This is a genomic window from Pseudocitrobacter cyperus, assembly GCF_039889165.1.
In the GTDB taxonomy this organism is placed as follows: domain Bacteria; phylum Pseudomonadota; class Gammaproteobacteria; order Enterobacterales; family Enterobacteriaceae; genus Pseudocitrobacter; species Pseudocitrobacter cyperus.
Map to the genome: position 1 here is coordinate 120,930 of NZ_JAYMYY010000002.1, position 13,663 is coordinate 134,592.

13 protein-coding genes are annotated in these 13,663 nt (G+C 53.9%); 3 read left to right on the forward strand and 10 right to left on the reverse strand.

The features are described from left to right. Position 1 precedes the first annotated feature (1 nt). Positions 2-1,045, reverse strand: coding sequence for a GMP reductase (locus VSR74_RS09365; protein WP_347794475.1), 1,044 nt, complete (start codon positions 1,043-1,045; stop codon positions 2-4). A 228-nt stretch (positions 1,046-1,273) separates the two neighbouring features. On the opposite strand from VSR74_RS09365, the gene coaE reads away from it, so the two are divergent. Genes coaE through yacG form a run of 3 tightly spaced genes read left to right on the forward strand, consistent with a single transcriptional unit; the run spans position 1,274 to position 2,850 of the window. Further along, the gene (gene coaE / locus VSR74_RS09370; protein WP_347794476.1) at positions 1,274-1,894 is read left to right on the forward strand and encodes a dephospho-CoA kinase; all 621 of its coding nucleotides are present in this window, start codon (positions 1,274-1,276) and stop codon (positions 1,892-1,894) included. Next, entirely contained in the window at positions 1,894-2,637 is a 744-nt protein-coding gene (zapD, locus tag VSR74_RS09375) for a cell division protein ZapD (RefSeq protein ID WP_347794477.1), read from the forward strand. The genes coaE and zapD overlap by 1 nt, the downstream gene beginning before the upstream one ends. Before the next feature lie 9 nt (positions 2,638-2,646). Further along, positions 2,647-2,850, forward strand: coding sequence for a DNA gyrase inhibitor YacG (gene yacG, locus VSR74_RS09380; RefSeq protein ID WP_347794478.1), 204 nt, complete (start codon positions 2,647-2,649; stop codon positions 2,848-2,850). 53 nt (positions 2,851-2,903) lie between these two features. On the opposite strand, the gene mutT is transcribed toward yacG, so the two are convergent. The 9 genes from mutT to murC all read right to left on the reverse strand — a co-directional run bounded on the left by mutT (position 2,904) and on the right by murC (position 13,638). Next, positions 2,904-3,305: an 8-oxo-dGTP diphosphatase MutT gene (gene mutT, locus VSR74_RS09385; RefSeq protein ID WP_347794479.1), complete on the reverse strand. Its 402-nt coding sequence runs from the start codon at positions 3,303-3,305 to the stop codon at positions 2,904-2,906. Between the two features lie 58 nt (positions 3,306-3,363). Next, on the reverse strand, positions 3,364-6,069 hold the full coding sequence (gene secA / locus VSR74_RS09390; RefSeq protein WP_347794480.1) for a preprotein translocase subunit SecA: 2,706 nt from the start codon (positions 6,067-6,069) through the stop codon (positions 3,364-3,366). Positions 6,070-6,129: 60 nt separating this feature from the next. Continuing rightward, positions 6,130-6,642, reverse strand: a complete 513-nt coding sequence (gene secM, locus VSR74_RS09395; protein WP_347794481.1) for a secA translation cis-regulator SecM — start codon at positions 6,640-6,642, stop codon at positions 6,130-6,132. A gap of 228 nt (positions 6,643-6,870) precedes the next feature. Further along, positions 6,871-7,788: a UDP-3-O-acyl-N-acetylglucosamine deacetylase gene (lpxC, locus tag VSR74_RS09400; protein WP_108475547.1), complete on the reverse strand. Its 918-nt coding sequence runs from the start codon at positions 7,786-7,788 to the stop codon at positions 6,871-6,873. A gap of 100 nt (positions 7,789-7,888) precedes the next feature. Beyond that, positions 7,889-9,040: a cell division protein FtsZ gene (ftsZ, locus tag VSR74_RS09405; RefSeq protein WP_347794482.1), complete on the reverse strand. Its 1,152-nt coding sequence runs from the start codon at positions 9,038-9,040 to the stop codon at positions 7,889-7,891. A 115-nt stretch (positions 9,041-9,155) separates the two neighbouring features. Next, a complete protein-coding gene (gene ftsA, locus VSR74_RS09410; protein WP_015965917.1) occupies positions 9,156-10,418 on the reverse strand; it encodes a cell division protein FtsA in 1,263 nt (420 codons plus the stop codon). Continuing rightward, on the reverse strand, positions 10,415-11,248 hold the full coding sequence (gene ftsQ, locus VSR74_RS09415) for a cell division protein FtsQ (protein WP_347794483.1): 834 nt from the start codon (positions 11,246-11,248) through the stop codon (positions 10,415-10,417). The genes ftsA and ftsQ overlap by 4 nt, the downstream gene beginning before the upstream one ends. A gap of 1 nt (position 11,249) precedes the next feature. After that, positions 11,250-12,170, reverse strand: a complete 921-nt coding sequence (locus VSR74_RS09420; RefSeq protein ID WP_347794484.1) for a D-alanine--D-alanine ligase — start codon at positions 12,168-12,170, stop codon at positions 11,250-11,252. Further along, positions 12,163-13,638 carry a UDP-N-acetylmuramate--L-alanine ligase gene (gene murC, locus VSR74_RS09425; protein ID WP_347794485.1) on the reverse strand — a complete coding sequence of 492 codons (1,476 nt, stop codon included), beginning with the start codon at positions 13,636-13,638 and terminating at the stop codon, positions 12,163-12,165. The genes VSR74_RS09420 and murC overlap by 8 nt, the downstream gene beginning before the upstream one ends. Positions 13,639-13,663 lie beyond the last annotated feature (25 nt).

The window sequence follows — 13,663 nt, forward strand, 5'->3', positions numbered from 1 at the left end:
ATTACAGACTGTTGAACACGCGGTTCTCTTGCTCCTGAACGCGGATAAACGTAGTGCGTTTGGTCAGCTCTTTCAGGCGAGAAGCGCCAACATAGGTGCAGGCTGAGCGCAGGCCGCCAAGGATATCGCGAGCGGTATGATCAACCGGGCCACGCAGCGGCAGTTTCACGGTTTTACCTTCCGCCGCACGATACTGCGCGACGCCGCCAACGTGACGATTCATCGCAGACTCCGAGCTCATGCCATAGAAAAGCATGAATTTCTCACCGTTCTCTTCAACGATGGAGCCGCCGCTCTCTTCATGGCCTGCCAGCATACCGCCGAGCATCACGAAATCTGCGCCGCCGCCGAAGGCTTTGGCGACATCGCCAGGCATAGTGCAACCACCGTCGCTGACAATCTGCCCGCCCAGGCCGTGCGCGGCATCAGCACATTCGATCACGGCAGAAAGCTGCGGATAGCCAACGCCGGTTTTTACACGTGTGGTACACACGGAACCCGGGCCGATGCCGACTTTCACGATATCGGCACCGGCCAGGATCAGCTCTTCGCACATCTCGCCGGTCACGACGTTACCTGCACAGATGGTTTTGGTCGGCCAGGCCTGCCGAGCTTTCGCCACGAACTGAACAAAGTGTTCAGAGTAACCATTAGCCACGTCAATGCACACGAAGTTCAGCGTTGGGTGCAGCGCCAGAATTTGTTTGGTTTTTTCGAAGTCGGCATCAGACGTGCCAGTTGAAACCATCACATGCTTCAGCACATCTTCGGACTCGTTCTGAGCGAATACCTTCCACTCTTCCACGGTATAGTGCTTATGCACTGCCGTCAGAATATCGAAGGATGCCAGCGCTTTTGCCATTGCGAAGGTGCCCACGGAATCCATATTTGCAGCAATAATCGGTACACCAGACCAGCGTTGGCCTGAATGTTTAAAGGTAAATTCGCGTTCCAGTTCAACATCGGAACGGCTTTTGAGAGTAGAGCGTTTAGGGCGGATAAGAACGTCTTTGAAACCTAACTTCAGATCTTCTTCGATACGCATGTGCGGATTCCTGGGGTTAATGGCATTAATTATAAGAGCACAACTCCAGTAACGTTATCATACGCACTAATCAGGGCTTCGCAAGACTGCGATTTTCACTTTTTTTACGCTACAATCCTATAAATTTACCATTAGTTCGGTGAACATGAGCGCGGGCAAAAAGGCGCTGAAGTGTTTCGTTTTTAACCAATTGATTTATCGGATCAATTCTTATCAGGATTCACAGGAATGGGGTATACGGTAGCGTTAACAGGTGGCATTGGCAGTGGCAAAAGTACCGTCGCTGATGCATTTTCTCACCTCGGAATTAACGTTATTGATGCCGACATCCTTGCCCGTCAGGTGGTTGAACCCGGTACTCCGGCATTAAAAGCCATTGCGGAGCACTTCGGCCCACAGATTCTTACCTCGGATGGCGCACTTAATCGGCGCCTGTTACGCGAGCGGATTTTTGCCACCCCTGACGAAAAAAGCTGGCTGAATGCCCTGCTCCATCCGCTGATCCAGCGAGAGACCCAGAGACAGATACAGCAGGCAACGTCGCCCTATGTGCTGTGGGTGGTTCCCCTGTTGGTGGAAAACAATCTCGCCTCCCGCGCCGATCGGGTACTGGTGGTTGATGTTACACGCGATACGCAACTCCTTCGAACCATGCAGCGCGACCATGTATCTCGTGAGCATGCAGAGCACATTCTTGCCGCCCAGGCGACGCGCGAACAGCGGCTTGCGGTGGCTGATGACGTCATTGATAACAACGGCACACCAGAAGCTATTGCTTCGGATGTTGCCCGCCTTCACGCACGCTATCTTGAGCTCGCGGCGCAGGCTGTATCACAGGAAAAACCTTAATGCACACCCACATCCTTTTTGAGCACCCCCTGAACGAAAAAATGCGTACCTGGCTGCGTATTGAATTTCTCAACCAGCAGCTACGCACCCAGCTACCCATCACGGATCACGCCAGCGCATTACATTTTTTTCGTAATTTAGGGGATTTACTGGATGTGTTCGAACGCGGCGACGTTCGCACGGAGATGCTCAAAGAACTGGAGCGTCAGCAGCGTAAATTACAGGCATGGAATGAAGTACCCGGCGTTGACCAGAGCCGTATTGATGCCGTGCGCCAGCAACTAAAAAGCAGCGGCAGCATTCTTATGGCCGCCCCACGCGTTGGTCAGTTCCTGCGTGAAGATCGCCTGATTGCCCTCGTCCGTCAGCGCCTGAGTATTCCGGGCGGCTGTTGCAGCTTTGACCTCCCGACGCTACATATGTGGCTACATTCGCCGCAACAGCAGCGCGATACACAGGTAGAAACCTGGCTTGGCAGCCTCGAGCCGCTGAATCAGGCACTGGATCTGATACTCGACCTGATTCGTAATTCCGCCCCTTTCCGCAAGCAAACCAGCCTCAACGGTTTTTATCAGGACAATGGCGAAGATGCCGATCTGCTGCGTCTACAACTGGATCTGGCGCCCCAGCTCTACCCGCAAATTTCCGGCCACAAGAGCCGTTTCGCCATTCGCTTCGTGCCGCTGGACAGCGAGAATGGTGTAATACCTGAACGTCTGGATTTCGAACTGGCTTGCTGTTAAGGAGACACTATGTCTGAAGAAACGATCGTCAACTGCCCAACCTGCCAAAAACCGGTTATCTGGGGCGAGCAGAGCCCCTATCGCCCATTCTGTTCGAAACGGTGTCAGCTTATTGATTTGGGTGAGTGGGCAGCGGAAGAGAAGCGTATTTCCAGCGCGGGAGATATGTCCGATAGTGACGACTGGAGCGAAAACCCGCAACAGGACAGATAAGACGTTTATGTCGCCATCCGGCAGGACACCTGAAATGCCCGATGGCGATGGGTTTAACGAGCCTGCTGTACAGGCACCAGTTTAGCGATCACTGGTGCATTCGCCGGTGGAAATTCATCAGCAATCAGCGCGTTCTGTAAGACCCAGCGCCCAGGCTGCCCCTCTTTTCCCCATGGCTCGCCCTGCCAGCTTTCCACCAGCCAGAACCACAGCGTGATATGGCGATCGGGAAATTCATACTCCAGTTTATCAAACAATTGCGGCGCGCTTGCGGTGATCCCCACCTCTTCCTGCAATTCACGGATCACCGCGTCTTCGGCTGTTTCACCCGCTTCAATTTTACCGCCAGGAAACTCCCATTTATTGGCCATGTGTGCATCAGCGGCGCGTTGGGTAATGTAGATTTCCCCCGCATCGTTGCGAATAATGCCCACGGCAATTTGCAGTTTTTTCATATTGTCTCATCCAAAAAAAAGGCGCAGTTATCTGCGCCTTTTAGCGTTTTATCCAACCTTAGCTCAGGCGGCCATGGCACTGTTTATATTTTTTACCAGAACCACATGGGCAAGGATCGTTACGGCCCACTTTACGGTCGCCGGTCTGTGCGGCCAGTTCCTGCGCGGCGGCGGTATTTTCGTCCTGATGGCTCAACTGCTGCATCTGCGCCAGACGCTCAGCCTCTTCACGACGCTGTTGTTCCATCGCTTCGACTTCTTCCGGCATGCGAACCTGTACTTTGCTCAGGGTGCTGATCACTTCATATTTCAGTGATTCCAGCATCGCCGCAAACATGGAGAAGGATTCGCGCTTGTACTCCTGCTTCGGATCTTTCTGCGCGTAACCACGCAGGTGGATACCCTGACGCAGATAGTCCATCGCTGCCAGGTGCTCTTTCCACAGGGAGTCGAGGGTTTGCAGCATCACGCCTTTTTCGAAGTGACGCATCATCTCAGCGCCAACCACCTCTTCTTTACGCTGGTAAACTTCAATCGCGCTCTGCAGAATGCGCTCACGCAGCGTCTCTTCGTGCAGTTCAGGCTCTTTATCCAGCCATTCGGAAATCGGCAATTCCAGATCGAAATCGTTTTTCAGACGTTCCTGCAGACCCGGGATATCCCACATCTCTTCCAGAGACTGCGGCGGAATGTGCGCGTCGATGGTCGCCTTGAACACGTCTTCACGGATGCTGTTGATGGTTTCGCTAACGTCGCTCACATCCAGCAGTTCATTACGCTGGGTGTAGATAGCGCGACGCTGGTCATTGGCAACATCATCATATTCCAGCAATTGTTTACGGATGTCGAAGTTACGGCTTTCCACTTTACGCTGCGCGTTGGCAATCGCTTTAGTCACCCACGGGTGCTCAATGGCTTCACCTTCCTTCATGCCCAGTTTACGCATCATGCCGGAAACGCGATCGGAGGCAAAAATACGCATCAGCGCATCTTCCATCGACAGGTAGAAGCGGGAAGAACCGGCATCACCCTGACGACCTGAACGGCCACGCAACTGGTTATCAATACGGCGAGATTCATGACGCTCGGTACCAATAATGTGCAGACCACCAGCCGCCAGCACCGCGTCGTGACGTACCTGCCAGTCAGCTTTGATCTGCGCGATCTGTTCTTCGGTCGGGTTTTCCAGCTCGGCAACTTCTGCCTGCCAGCTACCGCCGAGCATAATGTCAGTACCACGACCAGCCATGTTGGTCGCGATGGTGACTGCTGCCGGGTAGCCTGCCTGCGCAACGATTGCGGCTTCGTTGGCGTGGAATTTCGCGTTCAGAACGTTATGTTTGATGCCCGCTTTAACCAGCTCGTTAGAAACCACTTCGGATTTCTCGATGGAGATGGTACCGACCAGCACCGGCTGGCCGTTCGCAGTACGCTCTTTAATATCGCCAATGATTGCCTGAATTTTTTCCGCTTCGGTCATGTAGACCAGGTCTGGCATGTCTTTACGGATCATCGGACGGTTAGTCGGCACGACCACGGTATCCAGCTTATAGATAGAGCTGAACTCGAACGCTTCAGTATCTGCCGTACCGGTCATACCGGCCAGTTTTTCATACAGACGGAAGTAGTTCTGGAAAGTGATGGACGCCAGCGTCTGGTTCTCGTTCTGGATCTCTACGCCTTCTTTGGCTTCAACAGCCTGGTGCAGGCCATCAGACCAGCGACGCCCCTGCATGGTACGGCCAGTGTGTTCATCGACGATGATGACTTCGCCATCCTTAACGATGTAATCAACGTCGCGAGTGAACAGCACGTGCGCGCGCAGGGCGGCGGTAACGTGGTGCATCAGCATGATATTACCCGGCGAGTACAGGGACTCGCCTTCATCCATAATGCCTTCCTGTACCAGCAACTCTTCAATCAGCACCAGCCCGCGTTCTGTCAGGTTAACCTGACGCGCTTTCTCATCAACAGAAAAGTGGCCTTCGCCCTGGAAGGTGTCAGAGTCTTCTTTCTCCTGACGCACCAGATGCGGGATGATTTTATTCATTTTCTTGTACATTTCCGAGCTATCTTCAGCCGGGCCGGAAATGATAAGCGGGGTACGCGCTTCATCGATCAGGATGGAGTCGACCTCATCCACCAGTGCGTAATGCAGTTTACGCTGGACACGTTCTTCAGGGCTGAACGCCATGTTGTCACGCAGGTAGTCAAAGCCGTATTCGTTGTTGGTGCCGTAGGTGATGTCTGCGCCATACGCTTCACGCTTGGCGGGAGCAGGCAGGCCTGACATGTTGATGCCGACGCTCATTCCCAGGAACTCGAACAGCGGACGGTTGTTTTCGGCGTCACGCTGCGCCAGGTAGTCGTTGACGGTAACGACGTGAACGCCTTTACCAGACAAAGCATTCAGGTAGGCAGGCAGGGTCGCGGTCAGCGTTTTACCTTCACCGGTACGCATTTCCGCGATGCAGCGCTCGTTCAGCACCATACCACCCAGCAACTGCACGTCGAAGTGACGCATACCAAACACGCGCTTACTCGCTTCACGCACAACGGCAAACGCTTCAGGAATCAAGCTTTCCAGGCTGTCGCCTTTTTCCAGGCGCGCACGAAATTCTGCCGTTTTGCCTTTAAGCTCATCATCGGAGAGTTTTTCCATCTCCGGTTCCATCGCGTTAATCAGGGTTACCGCCTTGCGCATGCGACGCAGGGTACGGTCGTTACGACTACCAAATACTTTTGTTAATAACTTGATTAGCATAATAAAATCTCAAACGCCCCGCTTTGCGGAGTCAGGAAAATAAAAGAAAGACGACTATTTTCAGACGAGGCGCTGCGGCCCGGCGCGGATGCCCTGAACCTGGCTTACCCATGCAGGGACGCTAAAGACGGAAGGCGCAACCGACGGTATAACAACGGCCTGGCGAACAATGGCTGGCGGTTTGCTTTCAACCGTGAGTAACGCATTAAGGGTGTCGAGCAAAGCAAGATGCTGAGCGGCCTGCAATGGCGTGGCTGCGGTTGTTTCAGCAACCGGCAGCGCTTGTGGCGCCATGGCAAAAGAGAGGTGGCGAATAACCGTGCGGATGGCATGTTGGTGCCAGTAATCAACGCTAAAAGAGGGGCGACGGTTTGCTTCCAGCAGCGCCAGGTGCGTGAAATTGACTTTTGCAGCGGGATGATGATTGCTGGATGTCTCACGGGCAGGCGAAGCAGATTCGGCGTTATTTGCGAGCGCAGGCAGGCCGAAACTGGCAGCGACCATCCCCAACAGGAGATGCGGCCAGAAATAGCGTCTACCTAACTGTCGCCAACGCGTCAGTAACCCACTCACTTATCGTCCACCCCAGATGTATAACGTCATGATTATTATTTTCGCGCACCGATATTACCATTATTGGTCAATAACAGCAGCATCAATGAAGAAATCAGTAGTGGAAAAGTGGCCAGGAAAGCAGCATTCGCACAAGAAAGGAAAATTTAAAGGTAGAAATAAAAAACGACTGGTTCCCTGACCGGAGAGAGTGCCAGGTTGCCAGTCGAATTTATGAAATGGTCAGGCTTATGCCAGAACCATTGTCGGTGCTTTGAATGCCAGTGGCAGTTCAGCGTCGTCTTCGAAGGTCACATATTCCCAGGCTTCCTGTTTTGCCAGGACTGCCTGCAGAAGTTTGTTATTCAGCGCATGACCGGATTTGAACGCGGTAAATGCACCAATAATGTTGTGACCACACATGAACAAGTCACCGATCGCATCCAGCATTTTGTGACGAACAAATTCGTCTTCAAAACGCAGACCGTCTTCGTTCAGTACGCGATAATCGTCAACAACGATGGCACAATCGAAGCTGCCGCCCAGGCACAGGCCGCGGGACTGCAGATATTCGATATCACGCATGAAACCGAAGGTACGTGCACGACTAATCTGGCGCATAAACGCGTCGGCAGAGAAGTTCATTGCATAGCGCTGGGTACTGGCATCAATCGCCGGATGGTTAAAGTCGATGGTAAAGTCCAACGAAAAACCATTGTACGGTTTGAACTCAGCCCATTTGTCGCCATCTTCGACACGCACGGTCTCTTTAATGCGAACAAATTTCTTCGCACAGTTCAGTTCATCGATGCCGGCATCCAGCAGCAGATAAACGAACGGTGCAGCACTGCCGTCCATAATCGGGATTTCTGGCGCATCGACTTCAACAATAATGTTGTCGATACCCAGCCCCGCCAGCGCGGCATTCAGGTGCTCAACAGTAGAAATCCGCACGTCATGCTCGTTCACCAGACAAGTACAGAGCATTGTATCACGCACAGATTTGGCATCGGCCGGAAAATCTACCGGTGGATTCAAGTCGGTGCGACGATAGATGACCCCGGTATTGGCCGGCGCAGGGCGTAAGGTCAGTGTGACTTTTTTGCCGGTGTGTAAACCGACGCCAGTCGCCTGAACGATACGTTTAAGTGTCCTTTGTTTGATCATCGTATAATCTCGCCAAATTAACTATCCAACCGAAGTGTACTATACATTCGGACGGCCAGTTTAGCACAAAGAGCGGGGATTCCCAACTTTGAGCTAATTCTTAATCAGCCTGCTTACGCAAAAACGCCGGGATATCCAGATAATCTGGTTCCTTGGTGGTTTGCGGCGTATTGTCGTTAACCACTTTAGCGGCTGGCTTTTGCTCCTGCGTCAGCGGCGTCATGCCGTGCTGCTGGTAGCGATCCATAACCGGTTGCTGAGTCTGTTTGTTGGTCACCAGGGTAATTTCAGGACGTTTGTCCATGCCAATACCGGTTGCCACAACAGTCACGCGCAGTTCGTCGTTCATATCCGGGTCAAGAGAAGTACCGATAACCACGGTCGCGTTATCCGATGCAAACGCACGGATAGTGTTACCCACGGTTTCGAACTCATCCAGACGCAGGTCGAAGCCAGCGGTGATGTTGACCAGTACGCCGCGCGCGCCAGACAGATCGATATCTTCCAGCAGCGGAGAAGAGATAGCCATTTCAGCCGCTTCTTCTGCACGGTCTTCACCGTTAGCCACGCCGGAGCCCATCATCGCATAGCCCATTTCGGACATCACGGTGCGCACGTCAGCAAAGTCGACGTTCATCAGGCCCGGGCGAGTAATCAGCTCGGCGATACCCTGAACCGCGCCCTTCAGTACGTCGTTTGCCGCGCCGAAAGCGTCGAGCAGAGAGATACCGCGACCCAGCACTTTCAGCAGCTTGTCGTTCGGGATGGTGATCAGGGAGTCCACGTGTTTGGACAGTTCAGTAATACCCTGTTCCGCAAACGCCATACGCTTCTTACCTTCAAAATTGAAAGGCTTAGTCACGACAGCAACGGTCAGAATACCCAAATCTTTAGCCACTTCAGCAACCACCGGCGCAGCACCCGTACCGGTGCCACCGCCCATGCCTGCGGCGATAAAGACCATGTCTGCGCCATCTAATGCAGCACGCAGCGCTTCGCGGTCTTCATCAGCAGCATTACGGCCCACTTCCGGGTTCGCACCCGCACCCAGACCTTTGGTAATACCGCTACCGATCTGGATGGTCTGGCCAACAGCAGTTTTACGCAACGCCTGCGCGTCGGTGTTCACTGCGAAAAATTCAACACCTTCGATGCGCTCGCGCACCATGTGCTCAACGGCATTACCGCCGCCGCCACCGACGCCGATGACTTTAATCACCGCGTCGTTGGTCAGTTCCATAGGTTCAAACATAGTCTCTCTCCGTTTTATACACTTATTCAATCAAACCGCTCTACCACAGCCTGAAGGACATCGTGTATGTGCCTGTCGCCTGAAAGCGCTAATTGTCTACGCTCTCTTAAAAAAATTAAAACTCTTTTCGCAGCCAGCTATTAAGACGCTTGATCCATGAGCCGACTGACGCTGTAACTCGCTTGTCTACTTCTGCTTCACCACTCAAATGGGACTCTTTCCCGTAGTGCAGCAACCCCACTGCCGTTGAATAATACGGCTCCTGGGCGTAATCCGTCAGGCCGGTAATGTTCAGCGGCGCACCGATACGCACCTGCGTATGGAACACGCGCTGGGCGCAGGCCGCCAGGCCTTCAATTTGCGCCGCGCCACCGGTTAGCACAATCCCCGCCGCCAGATGGTGTTTGACCCCTTGCTGGCGGAGCTGTTCCTGTAACTGCAAAATCTCTTCGTTGACCAGATTGAGTAGCTCGGTGTAGCGAGGCTCAATCACTTCTGCCAACGTCTGGCGCTGCAGGCTGCGCGGCGGACGACCACCCACGCTCGGCACTTCAACGCTCTCATCTTTGCCCACGATGGAGCCCAGTGCGCACCCATGGCGCACTTTAATCGCTTCGGCATCGCTCGGCGGCGTACCGAAAGCGTAAGCGATATCGCTGGTGACCACGTTCCCTGCGTAAGGGATCACTTTGGTGTGGCGCAGCGCCCCGCCAGTATAAACGGCGATGTCCATTGTACCACCACCGATATCCACCACGCAGACGCCCAGCTCACGCTCATCTTCCGTCAGTACGGAGTAACTGGCTGCCAGGCCGGCGAATATCAGTTGGTCAACTTTCAGGCCACAACGTTCCACGGCTTTAACGATGTTTTTCGCCATATCATTGTGGCAGGTAATCAGATGTACCTTGGCCTGCATACGCACGCCGGACAAGCCGACCGGATTTTTGATCCCTTCCTGGTAATCAATGGCATATTCTTGCGGAATAACATGTAAAACACGGTGCTCATCACGGACACGGACTGATTTCGCCGTATGCACCACGTTTTCGACATCTTCCTGTGTCACTTCTTCTTCTGAGATAGGCACCATGCCTATCTCATTTTGACAGCTTATGTGTTTGCCGGAAAGCGCCAGATACACAGAGGAGATCTGGCAATCCGCCATCAGTTCAGCCTGGTCGATCGCACGCTGTACGCATTTCACTACCGACTCGAGGTCATTCACCCCGCCTTTGTCCATACCCCGCGATGGGCAACTGCCCACGCCGATGATATTAACCATGCCGTCGGGCAGAACTTCCCCTACTAAAGCGGCAACCTTCGCGGTGCCAATCTCCAGTCCAACTACCAGTTTTCTGTCCGTCGCCTTGATCATTGTTGTTCTGCCTGTGCCTGATTCTGTTGTTGATTAGTGTCCTCTACCGGGGCAGGCTCCCAACCTACTGACGCCCCTGAGTCATAGCGCAAATCAACGTAGCTAATCCGATTACCCTCTGTTTGCGCCTGCTGCTGGAGAACCGGATACAGTTCTAAAAAGCGCTGAAGCCGCTTCATCGTGTCGCCCCGTCCAAGGTTGAGCTTAATTCCATCACTCAACGTTAACTGCCAGGAACGGCGCGCCGTCATTGCTGCCACATTTAACGTGAACTTCCCTTTCGCCAGCACGGCTCCCATGTCGCGGTATCCCTGCAAGACTTCGCTTTCGCTGCCTTCAGGGCCGTAGAGCATGGGCAAACTCTGCTTGTTGGCGCGATCGGCGGGTACACTGAAGGAGTTGCCTTCGGCGTCCACCATATGCTGATCATTCCAACGTGCAATCGGCACATATTCAACCAGATGAATCTTCAATTCGTCCGGCCATTGTTTTCTCACACTTGCCTGCTTAATCCACGGCAGACGCTCAATTTGCCCCTGAACGATGTTGACGTCCTGGGTCATAAAGGTTCCCGGCGACCCGAGAGCCAGTATTGACTGGCGAATATCGTCGTTGCGCGTGTAGTGGCGCTCACCGGTAACCACCAGTTTCGAAATCGGCAACCGTTGCGTGTCTTCCATCCAGCCCAGCACGACCCAGCCGCTAATCAACACGGTTAATAACACCGCCAGCAGGAAAACGATTCCTGCAAGACGCGTTCCATTATTGCGCCGTGAAGCGTTGTACTCTTCTTCTTCACGGTTCCGCGTATTCAGCGCAGCCTGCGACATATCACCCCGCCAGGTCCAGAATTCGTACTACCAGTTGCGAGAAGCTCATTCCCGCCTGACGCGCCGCCATCGGCACCAGACTATGGCTGGTCATCCCCGGAGAGGTATTGGCCTCCAGCAGATAAAACTGCCCGTCGCCGTCCTGCATCACATCAATACGTCCCCAGCCGTGACAACCAAGGACAGTCCATGCTTTTAACACCAAAGACTGCATTGCCGCTTCCTGGACGTTATCTTCACAACCAGGGCAGAAATACTTCGTCTCATCAGAGAGATACTTTGCATCATAATCATAGAAGGTTCCGGCAGGTTGGATGCGAATTGACGGCAAAATTTCTTCACCAAGCACCGCAACGGTAAATTCAGGGCCACTTAGCCATTTCTCTACCAGAACTTCTTCATCATGTTGAAACGCCAGCGTTAACGCCTGGGTCAATTCACCACTCTCGTTAACTTTTGACATCCCAACGCTTGAGCCTTCACGGCTCGGCTTGACGATAAGCGGCAGACCTAAATCGGTAAACTGCTGTTTTACTTCATCATTAAGCCCATTTTCAAACTCTGCGCGCGTCATCGCCACCCACGGTGCGACGGGTAAACCCGCGCCCTGCCACAGCAATTTGCTGCGCAGTTTGTCCATAGAAATTGCCGATGCCATCACGCCGCTACCGGTATAGGGCAGATTTAGCAGTTCCAGTAACCCCTGCAACGTGCCATCTTCCCCGCCCCGACCGTGAAGTGCAATAAACACTTTCTGAAAACCCATGTTTTTCAACTGGGTAACATCGACCTCTTTCGGGTCGACAGGATGTGCATCCACACCCGCTTCACGTAACCCCGCCAGCACGGCTGCGCCGGAGTTCAGCGAAACCTCGCGCTCTGCGGAGGTACCGCCCAGAAGGACAGCGATTTTATCAGCCATGACGCTCTTCCTCCTGAGTTTGCGGCTTGAGTTTGATTTCAGCTAAGTTACGCGCGATTTTGCCGATATTTCCAGCGCCCTGAATCAGCACTAAGTCGTTACCCGTCAGTACCGGCGCCAGCATTTCAGCGACCTGAGCCGGGTCAGAGACCAGAATCGGGTCAACTTTACCGCGGCCACGGATCGTGCGGCACAGGGAGCGGCTGTCCGCGCCCGGAATCGGTGCTTCACCAGCCGGATACACATCCAGCATCAGCAGCGCATCAACCTGCGTCAGCACGTTGGCAAAATCATCGTACAGGTCGCGCGTTCGGGTATAACGGTGCGGCTGGAACACCATCACCAGATTTTTATCCGGCCAGCCCGCGCGTGCGGCTTTAATGGTGGCGTCGACTTCCGTTGGGTGATGACCATAGTCATCAACCAGCATCGCGGTACCCGCTTTGCCATTCACCTCGTCCAGCGGATATTCGCCGAGGAAATCGAAGCGACGACCTGTGCCCTGGAAGCTTTCCAGCGCCCGCAGGATAGCTTCGTCATCGATGCCTTCCTCGGTGGCGACCGCAACAGCCGCCGCAGCGTTCAGCGCATTATGGCGCCCCGGCGCGTTCAGCGTGACATGCAGGTTTTCTTTATCCTGACGAACCAGCGTGAAGTGCCCCTGTGGGCCAATCTGCTGGTAGTTTTCAACGCGCACGTCCGCGTCATCACTGAAACCATAGGTGGTGATTTGACGCCCCACACGCGGCAGCAGCTCGCGGATCACGGGGTCATCCACACACATCACCGCACGGCCGTAAAACGGCAGGTTGTGCAGGAAGTTGATAAACGTCTGCTTCAAATTCTCGAAGTCGCCCTGGTAAGTATCCATATGGTCGGCTTCGATATTGGTGACAATCGCCACCATCGGTTGCAGATGCAGGAACGATGCATCGCTCTCATCGGCTTCCGCAATCAGGTAACGACTGTGGCCCAGACGCGCATGCACGCCTGCCGCTTTTACCAGACCGCCGTTAACGAAGGTCGGATCCAGCCCGGCTTCCGCGTAAATACTGGAGACCATCGCGGTGGTGGTCGTTTTACCGTGCGTACCGGCGATGGCGATGCCGTGGCGAAAACGCATCAGTTCGGCCAGCATTTCCGCACGGCGGATAACCGGGATACGCGCTTCATGTGCAGCGACAATTTCCGGGTTATCAGCAGCAATCGCCGTTGAAACCACCACAACGCTCGCATCGCGGACGTTTTCCGGACGATGGTTGAAATAAATCGTGGCGCCCAGTGTCGACAATTGCTGCGTCACCGGGTTTGGCGCCAGATCGGAACCGCTGATCTGATAACCTTCATTGGCCAGAACTTCGGCGATCCCGCCCATACCGGCACCGCCGATACCCACAAAGTGAATGTGCCGGACGCGACGCATCTCGGGCACAATGGAACGCAGTTTCGCCAGTTGTTGTGTATTCATTCTCTCAACGCCATCGACTTCTAAA